21 protein-coding genes are annotated in these 24739 nt (G+C 45.0%); 3 read left to right on the plus strand and 18 right to left on the minus strand.

What is annotated here, in order from left to right; genetic code table 11:
- Positions 1–165 precede the first annotated feature (165 nt).
- The 9 genes from OEG80_RS08085 to OEG80_RS08125 form a co-directional block, all read right to left on the minus strand.
- Positions 166–750, minus strand: a complete 585-nt coding sequence (locus OEG80_RS08085) for a HupE/UreJ family protein (protein ID WP_263240284.1) — start codon at positions 748–750, stop codon at positions 166–168.
- 246 nt (positions 751–996) lie between these two features.
- The gene (gene ureG, locus OEG80_RS08090; protein ID WP_263240285.1) at positions 997–1635 is read right to left on the minus strand and encodes an urease accessory protein UreG; all 639 of its coding nucleotides are present in this window, start codon (positions 1633–1635) and stop codon (positions 997–999) included.
- A 34-nt stretch (positions 1636–1669) separates the two neighbouring features.
- The gene (locus OEG80_RS08095; RefSeq protein WP_263240288.1) at positions 1670–2413 is read right to left on the minus strand and encodes an urease accessory protein UreF; all 744 of its coding nucleotides are present in this window, start codon (positions 2411–2413) and stop codon (positions 1670–1672) included.
- Entirely contained in the window at positions 2367–2909 is a 543-nt protein-coding gene (gene ureE, locus OEG80_RS08100; RefSeq protein ID WP_263240290.1) for an urease accessory protein UreE, read from the minus strand. Before ureE ends, OEG80_RS08095 begins: the two co-directional genes overlap by 47 nt.
- A 35-nt stretch (positions 2910–2944) precedes the next feature.
- The gene (ureC, locus tag OEG80_RS08105; protein ID WP_263240292.1) at positions 2945–4648 is read right to left on the minus strand and encodes an urease subunit alpha; all 1704 of its coding nucleotides are present in this window, start codon (positions 4646–4648) and stop codon (positions 2945–2947) included.
- Positions 4645–4980, minus strand: a complete 336-nt coding sequence (locus tag OEG80_RS08110; protein ID WP_011513223.1) for an urease subunit beta — start codon at positions 4978–4980, stop codon at positions 4645–4647. The genes ureC and OEG80_RS08110 overlap by 4 nt, the downstream gene beginning before the upstream one ends.
- A gap of 28 nt (positions 4981–5008) precedes the next feature.
- On the minus strand, positions 5009–5311 hold the full coding sequence (gene ureA, locus OEG80_RS08115) for an urease subunit gamma (protein WP_011513222.1): 303 nt from the start codon (positions 5309–5311) through the stop codon (positions 5009–5011).
- A gap of 96 nt (positions 5312–5407) precedes the next feature.
- Positions 5408–6316, minus strand: coding sequence for an urease accessory protein UreD (locus OEG80_RS08120; RefSeq protein WP_263240295.1), 909 nt, complete (start codon positions 6314–6316; stop codon positions 5408–5410).
- Between the two features lie 555 nt (positions 6317–6871).
- Complete coding sequence (locus OEG80_RS08125) at positions 6872–7504, minus strand: glutathione S-transferase (RefSeq protein ID WP_263240298.1); 633 nt, start codon at positions 7502–7504, stop codon at positions 6872–6874.
- Positions 7505–7833: 329 nt separating this feature from the next.
- Here OEG80_RS08125 and OEG80_RS08130 point away from each other — a divergent pair, with 329 nt between their 5' ends.
- Positions 7834–9720, plus strand: a complete 1887-nt coding sequence (locus OEG80_RS08130; protein WP_181210288.1) for an autotransporter domain-containing protein — start codon at positions 7834–7836, stop codon at positions 9718–9720.
- Between the two features lie 147 nt (positions 9721–9867).
- Here the strand turns inward: OEG80_RS08130 and OEG80_RS08135 are convergent, their stop codons facing one another.
- The 8 genes from OEG80_RS08135 to OEG80_RS08170 form a co-directional block, all read right to left on the minus strand.
- Complete coding sequence (locus tag OEG80_RS08135; protein ID WP_263240305.1) at positions 9868–10500, minus strand: hypothetical protein; 633 nt, start codon at positions 10498–10500, stop codon at positions 9868–9870.
- A gap of 401 nt (positions 10501–10901) precedes the next feature.
- Complete coding sequence (gene betT / locus OEG80_RS08140) at positions 10902–12947, minus strand: choline BCCT transporter BetT (protein WP_011513217.1); 2046 nt, start codon at positions 12945–12947, stop codon at positions 10902–10904.
- 283 nt (positions 12948–13230) lie between these two features.
- Positions 13231–14931, minus strand: coding sequence for a choline dehydrogenase (gene betA / locus OEG80_RS08145; RefSeq protein ID WP_263240307.1), 1701 nt, complete (start codon positions 14929–14931; stop codon positions 13231–13233).
- Positions 14932–15048: 117 nt separating this feature from the next.
- Positions 15049–16563 carry a betaine-aldehyde dehydrogenase gene (gene betB / locus OEG80_RS08150; protein ID WP_442792429.1) on the minus strand — a complete coding sequence of 505 codons (1515 nt, stop codon included), beginning with the start codon at positions 16561–16563 and terminating at the stop codon, positions 15049–15051.
- 172 nt (positions 16564–16735) lie between these two features.
- Entirely contained in the window at positions 16736–17308 is a 573-nt protein-coding gene (locus OEG80_RS08155) for a TetR/AcrR family transcriptional regulator (protein WP_263240309.1), read from the minus strand.
- Positions 17309–17328: 20 nt separating this feature from the next.
- Positions 17329–17673, minus strand: coding sequence for a DMT family transporter (locus OEG80_RS08160; protein ID WP_263240311.1), 345 nt, complete (start codon positions 17671–17673; stop codon positions 17329–17331).
- Between the two features lie 320 nt (positions 17674–17993).
- A complete protein-coding gene (locus OEG80_RS08165) occupies positions 17994–19100 on the minus strand; it encodes a flavin monoamine oxidase family protein (protein WP_263240314.1) in 1107 nt (368 codons plus the stop codon).
- Between the two features lie 28 nt (positions 19101–19128).
- The gene (locus OEG80_RS08170) at positions 19129–19806 is read right to left on the minus strand and encodes a cupin domain-containing protein (RefSeq protein WP_263240316.1); all 678 of its coding nucleotides are present in this window, start codon (positions 19804–19806) and stop codon (positions 19129–19131) included.
- Positions 19807–20055: 249 nt separating this feature from the next.
- Here OEG80_RS08170 and OEG80_RS08175 point away from each other — a divergent pair, with 249 nt between their 5' ends.
- Entirely contained in the window at positions 20056–21255 is a 1200-nt protein-coding gene (locus tag OEG80_RS08175; protein ID WP_263240317.1) for a sugar transporter, read from the plus strand.
- Between the two features lie 114 nt (positions 21256–21369).
- Here the strand turns inward: OEG80_RS08175 and arfB are convergent, their stop codons facing one another.
- Positions 21370–21783, minus strand: a complete 414-nt coding sequence (gene arfB, locus OEG80_RS08180) for an alternative ribosome rescue aminoacyl-tRNA hydrolase ArfB (RefSeq protein ID WP_263240319.1) — start codon at positions 21781–21783, stop codon at positions 21370–21372.
- A 379-nt stretch (positions 21784–22162) separates the two neighbouring features.
- Here arfB and uvrA point away from each other — a divergent pair, with 379 nt between their 5' ends.
- The gene (uvrA, locus tag OEG80_RS08185; protein WP_263240320.1) at positions 22163–24724 is read left to right on the plus strand and encodes an excinuclease ABC subunit UvrA; all 2562 of its coding nucleotides are present in this window, start codon (positions 22163–22165) and stop codon (positions 24722–24724) included.
- Positions 24725–24739: the final 15 nt, after the last annotated feature.

Genomic DNA, 24739 nt, shown 5'->3' on the forward strand with positions numbered 1-24739 from the left:
TAAGCTGGTTGATATATTTATTAATGAAGCAGGCATCTAGCCCACTGTCGTCGCTTTAAGATCTTTAGTAGATGCGAAAAGGAATATGAGAAACTAAAAAACCGTAGGAAGTCCCTACGGCTTCTTAGCTTGATGCGAGACGAAATTTTTTTTGATTAATACATATTAGCCCGCAGCTAATACGCCACCGATGATAGCAACCACGCCGCCTAATGCACGGGTAATACGATTATCGGCTTTGAGCATCATGGTACCTAGACCACGACCGATAAAGGTAATCGCTAAGGTGGCGACAACGAAGCCAGCCATATAAAGCAATAAGCTTGAACCTTGTGTCATTTCAATACCATGAGCATAACCATGGGCGACCATGAACAGCGCAACCAAGGTGCCACCAACAGCAGTCGGCAGTTTTGCTAACGTGGCGATTAGTACACCGACTAGCAATACTGACATGGCGATGCCGGTCTCTACCCCAGCCAAACTGACACCCGCCCAAGCAAGGCCTGCGCCAGCTATCATGCCGCCTACGACAAATAACGGCGTGCCACGTTTCATCGTAGTGTTTTGGCGAATACTCCAAAAACCAATCGCGCCCATAGCCAATAAGTGGTCAAGGCCCATCATCGGATGCAGTAAGCCGCTAAGGAAACCGTTGGTCACGTGCTCGCCATGACCAGGGTGGGCCATCGCCAAAGTAGCAGTCATCATTAGCCCTACTGTCAGCAGCAATTTAGTCATTTTATTCATCTTTCTCTCCTATTTTCTTGTTTTCTATTATTTGAATAATTGCTCTAGATAATGTTTTAAAATACTGTCCGTATACTTATAGTTGATCCACTTTTAAAAGAGTACAGAACTACTGGGGTTGATTATTCGCAGCCTCTGTCTGCGTAGCCACAGCAAGCAAGAAAAATTAACCCCAGTAGTGATTGATAATATTTGCATTTTTTTATTTAGGACTGACCATGATTATTAAATGCGAGCAATTAAGCATTAAGCATTGGCGCTTAGCTTTCCAGGACGACGCTCAGGTAACATACCTTGCTTTAAGATAAAGCTAATAATTTCTTCTACGCCCACGCCGTCATACAGATTAGTGAATATAAAAGGACGTTCTCCGCGCATTTTCTTTGAGTCACGCTCCATGATATCTAGCGAAGCATGTACGTATTTGGCGATGTCAATTTTATTAATAATCAGCAGGTCTGACTTAGTTATACCTGGGCCACCTTTACGAGGAATTTTGTCACCAGCAGCGACGTCAATGACATATAAGGTCAAATCAGAAAGCTCTGGGCTAAAGGTAGCCGCAAGGTTATCGCCGCCAGACTCTACTAACACCAGCTCTAGGTTAGGATGGCGCGTTTGCAAATCATCAATTGCGGCCAGATTCATCGAGGCATCTTCGCGGATAGCAGTATGTGGACAGCCGCCAGTTTCTACGCCAAGAATACGGTCAGCAGGCAAGGCGTCGTGCTTTAACAAAAAATCAGCATCTTCACGCGTATAGATGTCGTTAGTAACCACAGCGATATCATAGTGATCTTTTAGCGCACTACATAACTGACGTAATAGAGCTGTTTTTCCAGAACCAACCGGACCACCAACACCTACTCTTAAACAATGTTTCATGTATATTTTCCTTATCTAAAAACGAAGTATTAATTTAGCTTCGAAATAATCGTGAATATTGAGTTTCATGTTGAGCACTACCCAGTGCTAAGCCGGGTAAAATCGGACCCAACTGCTCATCAGTTAAGGTTAAAGCTTTATCAACTGCCGCTACCAGTTGCGGACGTAACGTCTCGTTCAAACGTTGTGCAGCGGTATGACCGAGTGGCAGGGCTTTACAGGCAGCTGCAAGCTGATTTTCTAGCCAGCCCCAAGCAAATCCTAGTAGAGCTTGACGTACAGGCACCTGCCTTTGATGAGCCGTCCACGCAAAGACAGTGACATAGCCCGGTTCCTTTGGTAGCTCGGCATGACCTAACGCTGTCTGTGGCTGCAAATCCAAACTGTTTAGTAGGCGTATCAATGCTTGACCCAAACGTGTATCTTCATCGCTCAGCTCAGCCGTTTCCCGATTGGCGTGTAGCCAATCATTCCAAAAAGCCAAACCATCACTGTCATTATTTGCCCAACATCTCTGTAAACGTGCTAAGACAGGCAGTTCACAACGCGTCAAACCGTCACCTAAAACGCCTTCCAACCATTCGCCCAGTTGAGCTTCATTATTGACCCAACCCAGCTCAAACGCACTTTCCAAACCTTGTGACCAAGCAAAAGCACCAATAGGTAATGCTGGGCTAATTAATTGCATCAAACCTAACAATGCCAGATCGCTCACAGCATTTGACGGCTCATCAATGCGCATGGTTATGACCGTCGTGTTCAGAATGGTCGTGGTCATGAGAATGAGAGTGAGAATGCGCATGACTATTTGAGTGCGAGTGCTCGCGACCAGCCTGCGCATAAGCACCAGATTCAGGATCAAATGGTGCGTCGTGATGCCTTAAGTCTGCTCCCAATAGTACTGCTAGCTCCTCAAGCACATGATCTGGAGGAAAACGCACCCAATGGCGCCCATCTTCATCGCTACCAAGGGCAAGTGACACATGTCGATTACCTAAGTGATAACACAGTCTCGCGAGTGGTAAACCGCTTTCGATATAAGCAGTAGCTACTGGCTCATCAGCTGCAAGAACCTGAATCACCTCACCACTATTGGCTTGTAGCAAATCACCATGACGAAGCACAGGACCTCGGTCAAGAAATAAACCCACGTCACGGTCATTATCACTGACTGCTTTTAGACGGCCACGGATACGCAGCTCATAAGGCAAGGTCAAGGTGTCATAAATATCGACCGAAGCATTAGCATCCATTCTTTTTATTAATTCAAGCATATTATTATCCTTACAAACGATTTAAAACAGATGGCTTAAAACAAATGATAAAGCTGAGCTAATGGCAATTCAGAGAGCGGCTCGCAAGTTAAGAGCACACCGTCTACATGAACTTCATAAGTTTCTGGATCTACCGTGATGTTCGGGCAGTAATCATTCAGCTTCATGTCTTTTTTGCGCATGCTACGAACGTTTTTACACGCGACCAATCGGCTTTTTAGCCCCAGTTTTTCTTCGAGTCCCGTGTTCATCGCAGCTTGGCTAACGAAAGTAACACGTGTAGCAGAAACTGCACGTCCTAGCGCGCCAAACATGCGGCGGTAATGCACTGGCTGCGGGGTCGAAATCGCTGCGTTAGGATCACCCATTGCAGCACCAGCAATCATGCCGCCTTTTAAGATAATGGAGGGCTTAACACCAAAAAACTTAGGACGCCATAGTACCAAGTCTGCCATTTTGCCAATCTCTACCGAGCCCACTTCATGTGATACACCATGGGTGATGGCAGGATTGATGGTGTATTTGGCAATATAACGTTTGACTCGGAAGTTATCAGTACCGCGCTCTTGATCTTCTGGTAGCAGACCACGTTGCAGGCGCATTTTGTGCGCGGTTTGCCACGTACGGCAGACCACTTCACCAATACGGCCCATGGCTTGAGAGTCCGATGAAATCATTGAAATGGCACCAAGATCATGCAAAATATCTTCTGCAGCAATGGTCTCACGGCGGATACGCGAATCAGCAAAGGCCACATCTTCAGGAATATTTGGGTCTAAGTGATGACACTCCATCAGCATGTCTAGATGCTCGTCAACAGTGTTGATGGTGTACGGGCGTGTTGGATTGGTCGATGACGGTAAAACATTTGGCTGACCACAAGCGACAATAATATCTGGCGCATGACCACCACCCGCACCTTCAGTATGATACGAATGGATACAGCGATCTTTAAAGGCCTCTAGCGTATCTTTAACAAAGCCTGACTCATTTAAACTATCAGCATGTAGCGCTACCTGAATATCGTAACGGTCAGCAACATCAAGCGCATTACTAATCGTTGCTGGCGTTGCCGCCCAATCTTCATGAACTTTTAAACTCATAACGCCAGCTTTGACTTGCTCTTCAAGTGCTGCAGGCGTACTGGCACTGCCTTTACCCAAAAATCCGATGTTAATAGGCAGGTCATCCACGGCTTGCATCATTTTGCCAATGTGCCACGGTCCAGGCGTGTTGGTGGTAGCGACTGAGCCAGTTGCAGGGCCAGTACCGCCACCAATCATAGTGGTAAGACCGCTCATTAACGCCTCATCTACTTGCTGCGGGCAGATATAGTGAACGTGAGTATCTACCGCGCCTGCGGTCAATATTTGGTTTTCACCAGCGATAATCTCAGTACCTGCGCCAATGATAATATCAACATCCGGCTGCGTATCAGGGTTGCCGGCTTTACCAATAGCGACAATGCGCCCGTCTTTTAAGCCAACATCGGCTTTTACGATGCCCCACCAATCAATAATAATCACGTTGGTAATCACAGTATCCATCACTGAGTCTGAGCACAATTGGCTTTGTCCCATACCATCACGAATCACTTTACCGCCACCGAATACTACCTCTTCACCATAATGGGTATGGTCCTTTTCAATCTCGATCCAAAGCTCGGTATCACCCAAACGGATGCGATCGCCAATGGTCGGACCATACATATTGGCATAGGCGTCGCGAGATATTTTCATCGTGTTTCTCCTGAATCTGAATTGTCATCTAGCGCACCCATTACCTCACCTCTAAAACCAAAGATTCGGCGCAGTCCGGCATAAGGCAGTAACGACACCTCACGTTTTTGACCTGGCTCAAAGCGCGTAGCGGTGCCAGCAGGTATCGCTAGGCGATGGCCATAGGCTTTTTTGCGATCAAAGCTCAGTGCACTATTGGTTTCAGCAAAGTGATAGTGAGAGCCCACTTGTATAGGGCGATCGCCGGTATTGGCCACTTCAATCACAAAGCTGTCTCGACCTACGCACAGTTCAATATCACCTTTCTTTAATTGATATTCACCTGGAATCATCATGCTCTCCTTAAGCTTTATGCTCTTATTAGATAATAGGACTGTGAACAGTCACCAGTTTGGTGCCATCAGGAAAAGTCGCTTCGACCTGAATACTTTCAATCATCTCAGGTACACCTTCCATCACATCGTCACGAGTTAAAATTTCGCGACCGGCGCCCATCATTTCTGCCACCGTGCGCCCTTCTCGTGCGCCTTCCATAATCTCACAACTTATCAGAGCAATCGCTTCTGGATAATTAAGCTTCAGCCCTTTTGCCTTACGGCGCTCGGCCAAAAGCCCAGCAGTAAAAAGCATTAATTTGTCTTTGTCTCTGGGGGTTAGTTCCATTATTGTCTCCATTATTATTAATATTGTTGTGCTGAAAACCGATTGATCTGCGACTTGCTTTTATGTGTAATCGAAAAAAAATACGCATAAAAATTATTAGGTTAACCAAATGCGCGGCGTCACTGCCTCAACATCCATCAGTCTTGGGCGCAGAATTTCCCTCGCTTGTTGCAATAAATCCCATGCCTCATTGCGCTCCATGCCCAAATAGCGAAGTAAAAGCACACCGCGGCGATAAGTCACCGCCCAATTGTGGTTGGCAGGTATTTTGTCGCGTAGTTCGGTAATGGTGTCAGCAGGGTCACTCAGTCCGACAGCCCAAAGGGTAGCGTGAACCGTAGCGCCGCCTTGTCCCCATTTACCTAAAAAGCGAGGATGTATTGGGTCAATAGCTTGGCGCTCTAACCATAGTGGCCGACCTTTTCGGCTAAGCTGAAAGCGCTGTTCAATGATGCCACTGACATAAGGTAAGTCGCTGGCTGGGCGACCAAGGCCTATAATCTCCCAGCCCAAGCATTTAGCCGTTTCAGCCAAATCAATAATCACCGTTTGCTCACCGCGTGACCCATCAAAAGCCAGCGTTTCTTGTGGCAGCCATTCAAGTGTGGCACCGTCTTCGATTTTAAGATGAGTGTGTTGTGTCCAAGCGACGTTATTACTATCGGCTCGATACAGTTTGTTGGCAGCTGGTGTGGTTAATAAAGCGTGAGCGTTTTCAGACACCGTAACATCGATGGTTAAAGAATCACCGCTGGCAATACCGCCGGGTGGATGTAAAAGATACACATGACAGCAGCCATCACGACCTTCAGGGTAAAAAGCGCGCTGTACCCGTAGTGGACCATAGTGACGTGCGACATTCATGCGGGTAATGCGAGTGTCCGCTTCAGGATAGGCTGCAAACCCCAGAGTTAATGAGGCTGGCCAATGGCGGCTGGCATCAAAACGATGCCCAGAATCTATGATTGGCTGCGGATGCACAGGCATAGAAGATAAAATCGTCATGCGATTGGAAACCTTTTTTATAGGCCCAGCGCGACATACATCGCTGAATCGTCAGCAAATTGGCTGACAATAGCAAAATGAGAAAATACATTCACGTGCGTGGGTGAGGTTAGAGTGACAGTGGCAGTGGCAGTGGCAGTGGCAGTGGCAGCCTAGTAGCTGTCATCGAATGTCATCAGTTGGGCAATGATTGCCTAAAAACCATAAAACGAGTAGTTCAGATAAATTGCGATGTACCATCAGGGTAGAAGATGCTTCCCTTGATATGTGTATGAGCTTAATTAATGCAAATAGGCGCTATAAAAAAGCACTTATGGGCAAACAGCCATACTGTTTATCTCTTATAAGCCAACCGTACATAATTGTCAAATTATTTCTTTACACATTGGTAAAAATTATGGCAGCTCAATCCTATTTTTAGTTAATCCGTACTGTGAATCTTGTAGTAATTCAATAAGATAGATAGCTAGAGGGTAGTAACCTTAACAAACATGAGACGAAAATTTCAAAGTATTAACACTTGTTAAATATTTTAGAGAGCGTCTCAGCAAAAAATTACTGCTTCATCCCATCCTGCCACGGCTGAAATTTGGTCATCGTTTGCAAAAAAAACGGATGCTGCAGCCAATCTTGTAACCATCGCTGTAGATTTGGATAAGGCAGGCTATAAAAAACATTACGATCGACATGAGCGAATTGACGGACAAAAGGCATAATACCAATATCGGCAATCGTTACAGTTTTCCCTAGCAAATAAGGATTTTTAGTCAGCAATTCCTCTAACACTTGTAAAAATATTTCACCCTTCTGTCGATACTCTGTCTGGGTCATGTCTGTATGACGATCGGCATATTTATAGCGATCGAGCCAATATTTAAATTCGTTGTCGTTTTTATCAATCAAAGCATTTGCCTGCTGCAAAACCTCTGCATCCAAAAGCCCTTGCGGATCTTGCTGCTCAAGCGCCCATATCATTATCTCTGTACTCTCTTCAATCACCGTCCCATCTACAAGTTGTAAAACAGGCACCGTACCTTTTGGGCTAATGGCTAGCATCTGCGACGGCTTATTTTTCAGTGTTATTTCGCGCAGCTCTACCTGTAGCTCGGCAAACAGTATGCCGAGACGGGCGCGCATGGCATAAGGGCAGCGACGAAAAGAATACAGGCAATGATAAGAGGAAGTCATAGGTAGGGTTCGTAGTTGAATTGAGACTAATAAGTTTAGACGCGGAGGTTGATCATTACTAGGGTGTTTCATCATTTTAAAAATACTAGGGACGATACCTTCATTTGCACATCATAACAATGCAAGTAATTGCATTGTTATGATGGTCTGGATAATTTAGAAGATAGAGCATTAGTTTAGAACGATATTTACAGCACCATGGTTAAAAGTTTTATACTTGTTAGCTTATTCAACTTATATTGGGATTTACGATAAATTCGATTGATAGGATTTTCTAAAGCAGTTACACTTCCTTAATAAACCGCTACATTCACGACAAGGAAGTCGATATGCCTCGTAATATCTCTCACGCTATTGTTAACCCTACCACCCTTAAAACATTGACCAAAAGTATACTTGCCATCTCGCTATCAATGGCAGGTCTAGCGCATGCTGAGCTTTATAGCAGTGTGACATTTTTTGGTGATAGCTTGACCGATGGCGGTTATTTTAGTCCCATTACCCAAGGCAAGCTCGGTATTAAAGAGTCAGGTCAATTTACGACCAATCCTGATAACGTATGGGCAACGTCATTCGCTGAGCAGCTAGGTACAACAGCTGTTCCCATCGTTTATCTTGGAAATCAAGCTGGTAATAACTATGCTATTGGTGGTGCAAGAGCAGGCAAGGATATCGTTAATACGGACTTTGGCGTTAACGTTCCTGTTGCGTCTGTGAACACTCAAGTAACTGGTTATCTGGCTAATAAAAAAGTTGATCCTAATGGTATGTATGTGGTGTGGGGAGGCGCAAACGATTTACTTGCGGCAGCTGCAAATCCTGCTAATGCGATAAATACGATTTCATCAGCGGCTGGCAGCCAAGTCGCCGCTATTAAAGCGCTCAAAGATAATGGTGCGAACTATATTTTAGTACCTAATATCCCTGATATAGGTCTAACACCTACTGCTATCGCTGCAGGAGCAGGGTTTCAATCGTCTGGTACGATGTTAGCAAATTTATATAATCAAACTATGTATAGTGGCGCAGTAGCTACGGGTGCTAATATCATACCGCTCGATACTTTTAGCTTATTACAACAAGTCGCTGCCAACCCTACGGCTTATGGCTTTACAAATATGACTCAAAAAGCTTGCAACACTTCAAGCTCGCTTTTATGTGGATCAAGTAATTTAGTCGCGCCAGGTGCCAATGAAAGCTATTTCTTTGCTGATGGTATCCATCCGTCGGGACGTGCGCATCAAATGATTGCAGATTACGCCAGTGCCGTCGTTACCGCTCCTAGTCTTATTGGCGTGTTGCCGCACATTGCGACGACAGCAGGGCTAGCAACTAGCGAGCGCTTGCAATCTCACATCAATAAAATCCAAAGTAGTGAACAAAAACCTGCCCGTAAGTTATGGGCAACCGGTGAGTTTGAAAATCAAGATATTGCAAGGTTTGAAGGCGATAGTAATACCCAAGTATTATTAGGTGTAGATTTTGCTCATCCTAACTCAGCACATGCGGTAACAGGCTTGTATGGCAATATCACTCAAAAAGATTTTGAGAACTCAGGGGTTCGCACTGGCTTAAGCAATATCGACTTAGAAGAAGTAGGCTTTGGTGTCTATCATAGCAATACGCTAGATAAGCTTGGCGGCGTGCAGCTTAATGGCGCGGTTGGCTTTGGTAATCTAGACGTTGATGTCACACGTGCGGTCACACTTGGTGGCAATAAACAAGAGTTTAACTCTAATGCTGATGGTAAACGTTACTATGCTAACTTGCAGGCAGGATATCCGATGCAGTTCAGCAGCCTTGCTATCACGCCATATATCGGTGCAACGGCTAGCCGTGTGAGATTGGACGCGCTAAAAGAGCAAGAAATGTCTGGTATCGCCATGCAGTTTGATGAGCAAAAATATACTACCACTTATGGCAAACTTGGCGTGAAAGCCAACCATAATCTAGGCGATTCACTTAATGTATTCGGGGATGTTCATTATCAAAAGCAGTTGAGTGACAATCGTGAAGCGGCTTCTGCGCGTCTTAACACCATAGCAAATGTCAGCTTTGATACGCCAATGGTACAGACCGACGATGATAATTTTGGCATGACGCTTGGTGTATCCAAAAGCTTTGGTCAATTAAATGCCAATGCTGGTGTTACGCACTCGCAAGGTGATGATGACAAATCAACGAGTTTGTTTGTCGGTCTTAGCAGCACTTACTAAACGGTTTGAATCAAGCTTAGTTGCTGATAGTTTATATATTGAAGCTCAAAAAAACCGCCAAACGCTAAAAAGTGCTTGGCGGTTTTCTATTGAGATGGATTTTAAATAGGCTTTTTAAGATTTTTTCTTACGTCGTTATGAGTACTATCATGATTTAACGGGCAGTCCGTATTCCACTTTGCTAATAACCTCACCATGCTGCTCAATCGTTAGCCAGTAGCCTTTAATCATGCCGCCATATGGCAAATTGCCATTGTAGTTTTTGTAATGCTCATCAATACACTTTTGTACGATGAACTCACGTTCTGTCTCAGTCATTCGAGCAATATTTTCAGGCAAGTGAGCATGAGCCAATTGAGCCGCACCGCCACGGGACATCCAATTTGCGCCGGCAGTAAACTCAAAATCAACATCTGCTCTTAACCGATATTTAGGCAAAGGATACGCATAATGCGCCAAATCATACTTGATTTGAGCGATGTCTTCTCCAAACGCCTCATCCTGCATATCAAGTACTGAAACCAGCTTTTCTAAGAATTGCTCAGGAGTAAAATAAGCATCGATATAACTGCCATCCAAGCCCAATTTTTCGCTAGACAGTACGTGACGCAAACGATCACAGGCAGGAATAGTATGCTTAAGCGGATAGCCCATGGCTCTGGTAATATCTTGGGGACGGCGCTCACACGTATCGATTTGAGTAATGATACGGCGCGCCAAAGAATGCTGCGGTCTATAATAGCGGGTGTATTTGGAATGAGTAGCAGGAAGATTAAACAAGTGAGACTCCTATAACTCCGACAATAAAAGTATAATAATAAGCCAAATTCGGCAAATCAAATAAGGCATGGATGACTTTGTCGGAGAAAAGGCTCATGCGCTTTACCAGAGTTATTTTATATCGTGCTGGAAGTTGCAAGGCTTGTAGCGCTGTCATTGATTGATTCACAATGGCAAGTGAAAGCTACGAAACCATTAAACCCACGATAGGTCTGAATGACCATTTTTAATAATGATAGCACATCAGATAATGGTAATACTGTTAATCTTCATTATAAAACGTAGCAGTATATATCCTATTCCTTTTAGAGTGAATCGACTATAACACTGACATTTAAAAAACCCCATAAGTTGAATCCAACTTATGGGGTCAGTGTAAAATCGAGTATATTACTTAGCTATTAACGCTCTAAATGTAAATACTGCAAATGGCGCTCGTACTGGTTTAAGATATCGACCAATACTTGCTCTTTAGAGTAACCTACCAAGTCATACTCTTGCGAGCCTTCACTCAAGAACACTTCCGCACGATAATAGTACTCTGCATTCTTAGTTGATGTGCTCAATGTAAAGTTAGGACGCTCCGCTTTGATCAAATTAACTTCATAAATAAAGTCGTCTTCATCACCGTGTCCAACCCGTAATTTCAGACCATCTATTTGACCGCTACTCTCATCCATACCTTCATCTATATCTTGTCCGATATGTTCAGGGTTACGGATATCCAAAGACGTCTTTAGACCGCCTGCGGCAAACTCTTTTTCAACTTCCGTCATGGCAGGTCTGACCACATTTTGTAAAAACCGTTCAACTTGTGCATGGCTTGGGAAACTCACAATACGTTGCAAGCGTGCTTTCCAGCTTTTACCACTATCAAGCACATTAGCCGTACCAATCGTACTGGCTTTACGCTTATTACCTTCCTCTTTGAGCGACTTCCACATCGACATCATATAGAGTACAAGGATGAGAGAGAACGGTAAGCCTGCAATGACGGATACGGACTGTAATGAGGCAAAACCACCAGCAAACAATAATCCTAAGGTAATAAGACCGGTCGCTGCTGCCCAAAATAAGCGTAACCAAACAGGTGCATCCGTATCATTGGTCATGCCGCGTGAGCTCAAGTTTGCTAATACTAACGCGCCTGAGTCAGCTGAAGTCACAAAGAATACTAGCCCAATCACAACACCTGCAAATGATAGCACTTCGCTGTAAGGAAAATACTCAAACAAGGCAAACATGCCCATTGCCGCATCATTGACTGCGATTTCACCAAGTTCAGTGGCACCATTGGCAACCAAATCTATCGCTGAGTTACCAAAGATAGAGAACCAAGCAAAGATGAATCCAAGTGGGATAAACATCACACCAAATACGAACTCACGCAGGGTACGACCACGGCTAATACGCGCAATAAATAGGCCTACAAACGGTGCCCAAGCGACCCACCATGCCCAGAAAAATATCGTCCAGCCTGATTTCCAGTCAGCGCCAGCTTGACCATCATAAGCATAAACATCAAAAGTTTTGAAAACGATGGTTTGGAAGTATTGACCAATATTTTGGGTAAAGGTATTCAGCAAATAAACCGTATTACCCATCACCAATATCGCGATTAATAGCAATATCGAAGATAGCATATTAAATTCGGATAAACGGCGGACGCCTCTTTCTACACCAGTCATCGCAGAGATCGCCGCGGCAGCGACAACACCTATGATGATAAAGGTTTGAACCATTTTGCTGGATTCAATCCCAAAAACATGAGTCAAACCAGCATTGGCTTGCAATACACCAATACCCAAACTGGTCGCGATACCCATCAAGGTACAAACCACACCAAAGGTATCAATACCATCACCAAGCCAGCCTTTGATTAAACGCTCGCCAAAGATAGGCGTCAGTGGCGAACGTAACGCAAGTGGCATGTTTTTACGATAAGCAAAGTACGCCAATGCCATCCCGATTAAAGCATAAATGCCCCAGCCATGTAGACCCCAATGTAAAAAGGTCTGTGCAAGTGCTTCACGCATGGCCGCCTCACTGGCAGGCTCGAGCCCCGTATGCGGCGTCAGATAATGCATCAACGGCTCAGACGCACCAAAGAACAATAAATCAATACCGATACCCGCAGAGAACAGCATCGCGGCCCATGCTAGGAAAGGAAATTGCGCCTTTTCATGATCTTGACCAAGCTTAATATCGCCATACTTAGAAAAGCCAACAAACAAGGCGAATATACTATACGCGGCAACCACCAGCATGTAATACCAGCCAAAACTCTCTGATACCCATGCCATACTTGAACTTAATAATGCCTCACTATAATCTGGAAACGCAATCGTCCAGATTATCAATAAAATAGAAATAATAGCTGAGCCTAAAAAAACCGTCTTATTTAGAGTCAGGGGTTTCGTCGCATCTTTTGATGGCGAGCTGTACATAAAAGACCTCAATAGGTAAATTAAACAGGGTCTGATATTGCTTTGTCCGTCATAATCTTATGGCTGATAACCGCATGACATACAAATAACTGCATGACGCACAAAGCAGTACCAATAAATGAAATTTGCTAAATCAACAATGTGAAAAAATAGCAAAGCAAACGATAAACAGAGGCAGCCATAACGGCACTCATCTTCTTAAACTTTAGCGCTGATAAAAAAGACCTTTACTGTAAAAGGCCTTCTTATTAAAACTGTCTTATATGATTGATGATTCAACCGCTTATACCATAGAACTATAACTCCGCATCGGCTCTGCTCTGAGCGGTGCACCATTAGCGACATAATAATCTACCGTCGAACGTGGCAACTGCACACCGCGCATTTTATCGACGATTTTTTCTGCCAGCATAATGGTGGTCGCGTTTAGATTACCACTGATGATATTTGGCATAATTGACGCATCAACGACGCGCAAGCCATCGATACCATGTACCAGCCCTTCGCCATTTACGACCGAATCATTGTCTTCGCCCATCGCACAGGTACAAGATGGATGATAAGCCGTCTCACTGTGGTTACGGACATACTCGTCCAACTGCGCATCAGTCACTAAATCATCCGTTGGTGCAATCGAGCGGCCACGATAAGGATCAAGTGCTGGCTGATGCATGATCTCACGCGTGATACGCATAGCAGCACGGAACTCCTGCCAGTCTTGATCATGAGACATATAGTTAAACAAGATACTCGGATGAGCACTTGGATCTTTTGAGGTCAGCTTGACACGACCACGACTTGGCGAGCGTAATGAGCCCACGTGTGCTTGGAAACTATGCGATTTAACCGCACTTCGACCATCATAACGTACCGCTAATGGTAAGAAATGGTACTGAATATTAGGATGGGTGAATTTTTCATCGGTACGAATAAAACCGCCACCTTCGAACTGGTTTGACGCGCCAAGACCCGTACCATTGAATAACCACTCAGCACCGATGGCGGGCTTGTTCCACCATTTATTGGCAGGTGCAATCGACACTGGCAGCTTACATTCATACTGCATATACAGCTCTAAATGATCTTGCAGGTTATTACCGACGCCTGGCAAATCTATAATCTCATTAACACCTAGATCTTTTAACCATTGACCAGGGCCAATACCAGAACGCTGCAATAATTGTGGCGAAGCAATTGCACCTGATGAGACAATCACTTCACGAGAGGCATGAAAGTTCTTGGTTTGACCTTGATGCTCGACTTTGACACCGATGGCACGCTTACCATCAAACAAGATTACATCGGTCAATGCACCCGTCAAAATCGTAATATTGCTGCGCGGTTTAGCACGGTCCAGATAGCCACGGGACGTTGAAGCACGGCGACCATTAGGCGTCACGAAACGATCCATTGGCCCAAAGCCTTCTTGCTGATAACCGTTTAAATCGTCAGTACTTGGATAGCCAGCTTGCACGCCTGCTTCAATCATCGCCTGAAACAGTGGATTGACCCCTGGTTTTGAGGTGGTCATCTCAACAGGACCACCCACACCATGATAGTCATTCTCGCCAGCATCACGGTTTTCTAACTTTTTAAAATAAGGCAGGCAATCAAGATACGTCCAATCTTCTAAGCCTTTAATCTCAGACCAATCATCAAAATCTAGTGCATTACCACGGATATAACACATCCCATTAATCAGAGACGAGCCACCTAACCCTTTACCACGACCGCAATCCATGACGCGGTTATTCATATAGGGCTCAGGATCGGTTTTATAACCCCAGTTATAAGTAGTACCTTGCAACGGCATAGCGAGCGCCGCTGGCATCTGAGTACGAAAGTCTAAGCGATGGTCTGGACGACCCGCTTCTAGTAGCAGCACCTTAATGTTGGCATCTTCGGTCAAACGCGTGGCCAGCACATTGCCTGCTGATCCTGCACCAATGATAATGTAGTCATACTCAGGTGTGGTCGATGTCATAAAACGCTCCATAATATTGAAAAATAAATCATTTACTATCAGTAAAGTCGAACAAAGAACAAATTAGCTCTACTACTGAACCACTTTACTGATTAAGAATTTTCTCAATACAAATGATTAAAATACAGATTCAAACTTACCCAATTCTACTTGGATAGATTTGGTCTGCGTATAATACTCAAGGGCTTCAATGCCGTTTTCGCGGCCAATACCTGAATGCTTGTAACCGCCGACTGGCATTTGAGCGGCTGATTCGCCCCATGTATTTAACCAGCAGATACCCGCTTCGATTTGAGCAATGACTCGATGTGCTCGGGTCAAGTCAGCAGTCACGACGCCAGCTGCCAATCCATATTCGGTATCATTGGCACGGCGAATAACTTCTTCTTCAGTCTCATAAGTCAATATCGACATGACTGGGCCAAATATTTCTTCACGTACAATAGTCATTTCATCAGTACAGTCAGTAAATACCGTCGGTGCGACGAATGCGCCATTTGCCAATTCGCCTGTCGTCACACGGTCACCACCTGTTAGCAGTCGTGCACCGCTAGCCTTACCTTGCTCGATATAGCCAAGCACTCTTTCCATATGCGGGAAGCTGACTAGTGGGCCCATGTTGATGCTTTCATCCATCGGATCACCCAACTTAATACGCTCAACACGCGTTGAAATAGCTTGCTCGAACTTAGCTTGCATGGCTTTAGGAATAAACACACGCGTACCATTGGTACATACCTGACCACTGCTATAGAAGTTCGCCATCATCGCGATGTCCGCAGCCGTATCGATGTCTGCATCATCAAAGATGATCAATGGTGACTTGCCACCCAACTCTAATGTCACGTCTTTAAGAGACGATGATGCCGCACTCGACATGACTTTTTTACCCGTCGGTACGCCACCGGTAAACGATACTTTGGCGATATCAGGATGCTGAGTTAAGGCCTCACCCACTTTATAATTGCCTTGGACGACGTTAAATACGCCATCTGGTAATCCTGCTTCTGTCAAAATTTCTGCCAGTTTCAACGCAGTCAACGGTGTCACTTCTGATGGCTTAAAGATCATCGCGTTACCAGCAGCTAGTGCTGGTGCTGCCTTCCACATCGCGATTTGAATCGGATAGTTCCATGCACCAATACCAGCGACCACGCCAAGTGGCTCACGGCGAGTATAGACAAAACTGGTATCACGTAGTGGAATCTGACGACCTTCAATCATCGGTGCCAGACCCGCATAATATTCAACGACATCCGCACCAGTGACGATATCGACATACTTAGTTTCAGAGTAAGCTTTACCTGTGTCTTTCGTTTCGAGTAATGCCAGTACGTCATTGCGCTCGCGTAATATCTCAACGGCCTTTGATAGGATTCGACCACGCTCAACTGCTGTCAGTGCTGCCCAAACTTTTTGACCTTTTTGTGCGGCTTTAACAGCGTCGTCGATTTGCTCATTGGTCGTTTGCTGAATCGTCGCTAGCACTTCACCCGTCGCTGGATTAATATCTTCAAAAGTCGTCAGCGTTTCATTTACCGCCAAATAACGGCCGTTAATATAAGCAGTTTGTATTTGTTCTAAATCAATGATGTCTGTTAAGTTGTTTGAGTTTATATTAGTAGCTGTCATGCAGTGCTCCTATTGACGACTGGCAAAAGCTTTATAAAAAAGTTAATACCGAATGATGTCGTCATGGGTTAAATGTTTAAAATAAATTTATATCGTCTATTTCTATAAGCTGTTCGTTCAATGCTTCTATAATAAAAAACGCTTCTTCGATAAATCAGTTGAGAGCAGCGTCTTACTCTTTCTCAGATTGAATCATACTTATCAAGCGTTTATGAATGGATGTTTTATCTGAGATATTGATTCCTGAAAAATCAGAGAGCCAAATACCATCAGCGACTAAACGCACCATACATAGTGTTTCGGTATTGTCGGTTGCTTCATGTTTCTTTAATTGTGCATTTGCCCACTCTGCCCATAAGTCACGTAGCTCACTATCGCCTAGCATCAATGCATATAGTGTCGCTTGGCTATTGAACTCATGCTGCCCTTTTTCGCCCAAGCTAATCGTGGCATTGATATAAGCACGGGTAAAAGAGCCAAAACGTACAGGGTCTTTTGCCATAGCCGCGTCAACCTCTAGCTCAAACTTTTTCATGGCGTCATGAAATACTTCCATCACCAAGGCGTTTTTGGTGGTGAAATGATGCATCACGCCACCTTTGGTTACCCCAACTGCATCAGCAACCGCTTGGAAGGTCACCTTGGCCAAACCTTGCTCTAAAGTAATGCGTGCCGCTTGGTCAAGTAATGCCCGACGTACTACTTCTGGTTGTTTTTTGCGCTTATGCGCGTTTTCAGCTTCCATTTTTATCTCCAGATACACGATTAATGCCCGACAGAATTAGATAGTAAATTCATCACGACGACACCGCCCACAATCATCGCAATACCAACCACCGCTGCTGTATCCAGTGTTTGCTTAAAAAACACCAAGCTTACCAATGAGGTCAATACAATCCCAAGTCCAGCCCACAACGCATAAGCGATACCAAGCGGTATGGTCTTGATAGTCTGTGTCAATAAGTAAAACGAGATGGCGTAGAGCACACCCATAATCACTGTCGGCACCAAACGCGTAAACTGCTCTGACTTAGCTAAAAAGGTGGTGCCAATGACTTCACACATGATAGCAATGGCAAGGTAACCGTAAGCAATCGTGGTAGGACTCATAATTAGGATACCTGTCTCAAATTGAGCACATATTAATAATGTATATACATTAAAGAAACCACACGGTCGGTATTTTATAGAAATAATCTAGCAATGTGAAGGGTTAATATGTATTTTGTTTATTTTAGATGAGATAAGGCTAGATGGAATTATGGGGGCAAGGCGGACTGATAATATGGCTTTACTTGACACGCCGCACTTTACATTGAGCTCAAACCTTTCCTTACTATAAAGAGTGAAACGCCCGTATAGTAAGGAAAGAGCAGATCCAAAAACGACTGTTTAGAGGCGGTTCTTTATATTGGTATAAGCAGGATTAATTAAGTCAAGACTGACTCAGGAAGGTTTAGCGTCCCTATGCTAGCGGCATCAATCGCCCCAGCAAGGTAACCTGGGAATTGTATTGACCATTCACTGCCAATACCCGTCAGACAATTTTCCCATACGCCAGATATTGCTTTAGATACAGGTGCTGACGCATGTTGACCATTGCCACTCGCGTCAGTAGCATTCGCTGTAAACGGTTCTTGCGCCCAGTCTTTAAGATATTCTCTTTTAGGGTTCTCTGCCTCTACGCCAAACAGTCTTACCAACTGTGCACGGCAATGGATTTTTAATTGGGCTTCAGAAATATTTTGACGTATTTCTGCAGGTACACCTATAAAACCAAACAGCGCACCACTACCGTCTGTCACCGAAGCATCATGAATCTCAACCATAGGACCTTGGGCGCTTCTCGCCGCTCCAGAAAGACCCTGTTTTTGCCAAAAAGGCGTGTCATAAACCGCCACATATTTTGCATGTGGCGCCATCCAAGTGGCTGTCTGCTGCCACTGCACAGCTAGATTGTAAGGTAAAGCAGGTTGAAACGTAATGCTTTCTTGTACCAAACGTGGCGGTAGCGCTAGCAGCACATGTTGTGCTTGCCAAGTCACTACTTGCTCAGATATATCTTTACTAGCAATCTCAATATATTGACCAACATGATTAAGTTGATATACGATTTGACCAGTCAAAATACGTGATGCATCTAAGTGAAGATACAAAGCCTCTATCAATGCTGCCATACCGCCTTTAAGTCGCATAGAAGGTGGTGAACTCTTATAGCCTTGCGTACGAACAGCAGGCGCATCAGGCGAGCGCTCGACCATCATATCGCCGTCTTCAAACTGCGTTACGGTCTCTAATTGCAGTTCTGCAATAAGATGCGCCAACTGCTGCTGATAGTCTGGCCAAAACCAAGAAGGCCCCAAATCAAAGCTATCTATATTTTTATTATCTCTCGAAAATTTTGCAGTAACGATACGACCACCTAGCGTCGGACGCGCCTCTAACAGCACATAATCGATGCCTTTTTTCTCCAATAAATAAGCCGCATACAAGCCGCTTAGACCGCCGCCAATAATCGCTACCGATGCTTTTTTCATATTATTTTTCTCAACAGTACTTATAAACTCAGTGAACATCGATACCGATGATTTGTGATAAATGTCCAGTTTTTAGATAAACCGTGGCGCCATTCCCTCCTGCTGTTATTTGCGATATCGCATCGACAGGCAGACGTATCCAACCACCGCGCTGATAACTCTGTCCCGCTTCTATCAACGTGCCCTCTAGCACCAATAGCTCAGCACCTCCTACGATGATACCTGTAAACAATGCCTCACCTGCATTGATACGTTGCAAGATCACTTGCTCCTTTGCATCCGAGTATAAATGGCAAACCTCACGGCCGCCTTGTTCTTGCCAGTTGTCAGCATCGTTGGTATCGATAGCGACATGACGGGTCTCGTCGACTGTCATCTGCCAAAGTTTGACAAAAATAACAGCCCCCTCATGACTATAAGGCTGATGCCCTGAAGTCGGTGGATTGCGTAGATACCAACCAGTAGGATAATCGTTGTTATCTGCAGAAAAAGTGCCTGACAATACCAAAATCTCTTCACCTCCTGGGTGCAGATGATGCGGAAAATTTGACTCAGGGGCATAGCGTACGATACTGGTAGCACGTGCTTTTTCGGCGCCAACTCGGTCAAGCATCACGCGCTCGACGCCGTTTTGTGGTGATTGGACCCACTGATAGTGTTCAGGTGCTAAGGCAGCACGGCATGAAAAGTCTGCATTGATGAGCATAATATAACTTCTAAATAAGTATGATATTGCTTGGAATTATCCTCTGATTTATCTATTTTGACAAACCAGATAAACTTATTGTCGAAGTCAGTATTTATCATTAAAAGGCTAAGCATTAATGATATTAGCAAAAAACCCCTTTAACTAAAGCCATTGACTTGCTATCTTGCTTACCTTTTCTGTGAACATCTCACTTTCTGCCCCGTTTTTACGCTAATTTTTTAGCATTCTTTCTGACCGTTGGATCATATGAAACATAACCTTGAGGTGAGCGCAAATGCTCGCCGCACTCAGTATTTTCAAGTATTCCTAATGGGCGTCAGCGCCTTTATTATGAATACCACCGAATTCGTCCCTGTTGCCCTATTAAGCGACATTGCCCAAGATTTCTCTATCACCACGGCAGAGACGGGCTGGATGTTGACGCTGTATGCGTGGATTGTCGCGGCCATGTCATTGCCATTAATGCTGCTGACCAGTCGCTTTGAGCGCAAGCGTTTGCTGTTGGCGTTATTTGCGGTATTTATTGCCAGTCATATGTTGTCAGTATTTGCTTGGAGCTTTGAAGTGCTGCTCATCAGCCGAGTTGGCATTGCGCTCACGCATGCGATATTTTGGTCAATCACCGCAGCGATTGCGATACGCGTGGCACCGGAAGGCAAAAAGGCTTTGGCACTTAGCGTGCTTGCGACCGGTACGTCATTAGCGATGGTGTTGGGTGTGCCTCTAGGACGCGTGGTCGGTCAATGGTTTGGCTGGCGCGCGACTTTTGGTGGTATTGGCGGGCTTGCCCTTATCGTATTCATTCTGCAAATGAGACTGTTGCCCACGCTGCCTAGTATGTTTGAAGGGTCTTTTAGAAAGATTCCAGAATTACTCAAAAACCCTTTATTGGTCTGCCTATATCTGCTAATTTTACTGGTCTTTACCGCGCACTATACGGCTTACTCGTATATCGAGCCTTTTATGCGTCAAGTCGGCTCAATCAGCGAAAACGCTGCGACTATTGTGCTGCTATTGTTCGGTGTCGCAGGGATTGCGGGTAGTGTAATATTCAGTCGCTGGGGGGATAATTTTAATACTAGGTTGATGCTGATATCGACGATACTGATACTATTATCTATGCTCATGCTGTTATTTGCGGTGACCTCAATATGGGCGCTCAGCTTGATTGCCCTACTCTGGGGCGCGGCGCTCATGCTATTGATTGTCTCTATGCAAGCCAAGGTCATCATGGTCGATGTCAATGCACAGGATATGCTGATGTCGATGTTTTCAGGGATTATCAATTTAGGCATTGGGACGGGCGCACTGTTCGGAGGTTATGCTGTGACTCATCTCTCGTTATCAAGCGTGGGCTATGTTGGCGCGGCAATCGCCAGTGCCGCATTACTCCTAATGTTGTTTATGATAAAGCGTTTTCCTGAATTAAGCAGAAGACTTGGTTAGCTAAGGGCAGATTAACCAAAGTTCATTCAGCGCACAAAAAAATGCCAGCCACTTAAATGGGCTGGCATTTTGCTTTTTGGTTAATGGTGAAAATCCACCTTCAAATCAGTCTATCTAAAAATCCACCTTACCGCGTAATACTTTTGTTTTACCGCGCTGAGTTTTTTGATCGACACGTTTACGCTTAGCATTTCTGCTCGGTTTGGTCGGCCTGCGTGTTTTATTGACGTAAGTAGCTTTGGTGATAAAGCTTTGTAAGCGCTCAAACGCATCAATTTTATTACGTTCTTGGGTACGAAATTGCTGCGCCTTAATAATGAGCACACCTTCTTTGGTAATTCGGCTGTCTTTACTATCAAGCAAACGCTGCTTAATGACATCACTCAAGCTTGAGGCATGGATATCAAAACGCAAATGAATCGCAGAGGAGACTTTATTGACGTTTTGCCCACCTGCGCCTTGCGCACGTATAGCGCTAATCTCGATATCACTGTCATTTAAACTAATGGTATTGCTGATAAAAATCATAGGATGCTTTTATAAATAATTGATAGTTATGATTAATGATAAACCATTATCAGCTACCTCGCTACTTGCCAGCTCACCCACTTCAAAAATCCGCATGTCTTAAAAGCAGTTTTTCAAGACTTATAAGCTGCAATTCAGAGATGAAACCTCATAAATGTTATTGTTTGGCATTGCTATGTCTGTCATCTGTCTGTAAAGCGTAAGCCTATCTAAGGATTCGATATTGACATGCTAGGATGGTTTTAGATTGCCAAGATACTGCTTAAACCAAGACATTGCTTAATTAGCTAATTATTTAGCAAGCAGTTTCTTAGCCAAAACTTTACCCGCCTTCTGCACACTAAAGCTAAAAATACGATTTGATAGGAATAACTGTTTTATGACCACTAAAAATAAAAAAGTAAAATCCACTGCAAAAGTTGATGACAATGCCACTAAAAATATCGCTTGCGACCCAGCTCACAGCATCCAAGTCAGAGGCGCAAGGGTTCATAATCTAAAAAACGTCGATGTTGATTTGCCACGTAATGCCCTTGTGGTATTCACGGGTATATCAGGGTCAGGCAAATCTTCGCTGGCATTTGGTACTCTTTTTGCTGAGTCACAACACCGCTATCTTGACTCAGTATCGCCTTATGCCAGACGCTTAATCGATCAAGTAGATCAGCCTGATGTCGATTCGATAGAAGGCTTACCACCTGCCGTTGCTCTCCAACAACAACGAGGCACGCCGTCTGTGCGCTCATCGGTTGGTAGTGTCACGACGATTTCGAATGGCTTACGCATGCTCTACTCGCGAGCGGGCGAATACCCTGCTGGTCAAGACATACTCTACGCTGACGCATTCTCTCCAAACACGCCAGATGGCGCTTGCCCTACTTGCTCCGGTATTGGCCGCGTGTTTGAGGTGACAGAAGAATTGCTAGTTCCTGACAATACCAAAACCATTCGCGAACGCGCCATTGCCGCTTGGCCGCCTGCATGGCAAGGGCAAAACCTAAGCCGTATCCTGACCTCACTTGGCTACGATATCGATAAGCCGTGGAATACCCTGCCCCAAAAAACCCGCGATTGGATTCTCTTTACCGACGACACCCCAGAAGTCCCTGTTTATCCAGAATACAACATTGAACAAGTACGCGAGGCGATTAAAAAAGGCGAAAAGCCCAATTATAAAGGGACTTTTACCAGTGCAAAGAATTTCGTCTTGCACTCTTTTGCTAGCACTCAAAGTCCGCGTACCAAAAAGCGCGTTTCCCAGTTTATGCAAATTTCTGAATGTCCAGAATGCCATGGCAAAAAACTCAAAAAAGAATCGCTATCGGTGAAGTTCGCGGGTCTTGATATTGGTGAACTGTCTCAATTAACCCTGACTGAAATGGCACTCAAACTTCAGGATGCGGCCAAGACCAAACCAACTGATAATATGCCAAACCGAGAAAAGGCCATTGTTGCTCAACGTATTGCCAGTGACATTCTGTCTCGAGTTGAGGCTCTGACCACGCTAGGCTTAGGGTATCTTTCACTTGAACGCACTACACCTACTTTGTCTCCGGGTGAATTACAACGCCTAAGACTCGCTACCCAAATTCGCTCTAAACTGTTTGGTGTGGTCTATGTGCTTGACGAGCCGTCTGCTGGATTACATCCTGCTGATACTCAAGCGCTATTGGGCGCATTGGATGAGCTGACCGCGGCTGGTAACTCGTTATTTATTGTTGAGCATGATGTCAGCGTGATTCGGCACGCCGATTGGATTGTCGATGTGGGGCCAAAGGCTGGAACCCATGGCGGCGAAGTTATTTATAGTGGCCCTGTAGCAGGCTTGCGGGACGTTGCGCAATCACGCACAGGACAGTATCTTTTTGAGACTGAAGGGGCGGTTGAGCATACCCCAAGAAAAGCGAAATCCTCGCTACAGTTGGTCAATATCGAACGCAACAACTTGCAAAGGCTAGATGTAGCGTTTCCATTGGGGGTGATGACAACGGTGACGGGCGTATCAGGTTCGGGCAAATCAAGCCTAGTCAGTCAAGCGCTGGTCGATCTCATTTATAGCGAATTAGGGCAGAAGACAATCATCGAAGCACCGACTGGCGAAGCTGATTTACTAGAGCAAGAGCTAGAAACTCAGACCAGCGGTAAGATTGCTGATGGGATGGAGCACGTAAGTCGATTGGTGACCGTCGATCAAAAAGCCATCGGTCGTACGCCGCGCTCAAACCTTGCTACTTATACCGGCCTGTTCGATCATGTGCGCAAATTATTTGCCGCAACGCCAGAAGCAAAGGCTAGACGTTACGATGCCGGTCGATTCTCCTTTAACGTTAAGAAAGGCCGCTGTCCAAATTGCGAAGGTGTTGGTTTTGTGAGTGTTGAACTGCTATTTCTGCCGAGCGTTTACTCGCCGTGCCAAGTGTGTCATGGGCAACGCTACAATGATGAAACCCTTGAGATCACTTATCGAGGCAAAAATATCGCTGAGATCCTTGATCTCACTGTTGAATCTGCTTATGAATTCTTTGTGGAAGAAGCACCCATCCTACGAGCATTAGACGCGTTGCTAAAAGTCGGGCTTGGCTACTTACGCCTTGGTCAGCCCGCAACCGAGCTTTCGGGTGGCGAAGCACAACGTATTAAGCTTGCCACCGAACTGCAACGAACACAACGAGGAGACACGCTTTATATCCTTGATGAACCTACAACTGGCCTGCATCCTTCGGATGTGTCGCTATTGATGGCACAATTGAACGGACTCGTTGACGCTGGTAACACTGTGATTATGGTTGAGCATGACATGCAAGTCGCTAGTAACAGTGATTGGATTATCGATATTGGGCCGGGCGCTGGTGATGAGGGCGGTCTTATTGTGGCAGAAGGCACACCAGCAGAGGTTGCGAAATCAAAAGCCAGTCGTACCGCGCCTTTTTTGCTGTTTTAGTTTGCTAGGGCGTAA

The organism is Psychrobacter sp. SC65A.3 (assembly GCF_025642195.1).
Lineage (GTDB): Bacteria > Pseudomonadota > Gammaproteobacteria > Pseudomonadales > Moraxellaceae > Psychrobacter > Psychrobacter cryohalolentis.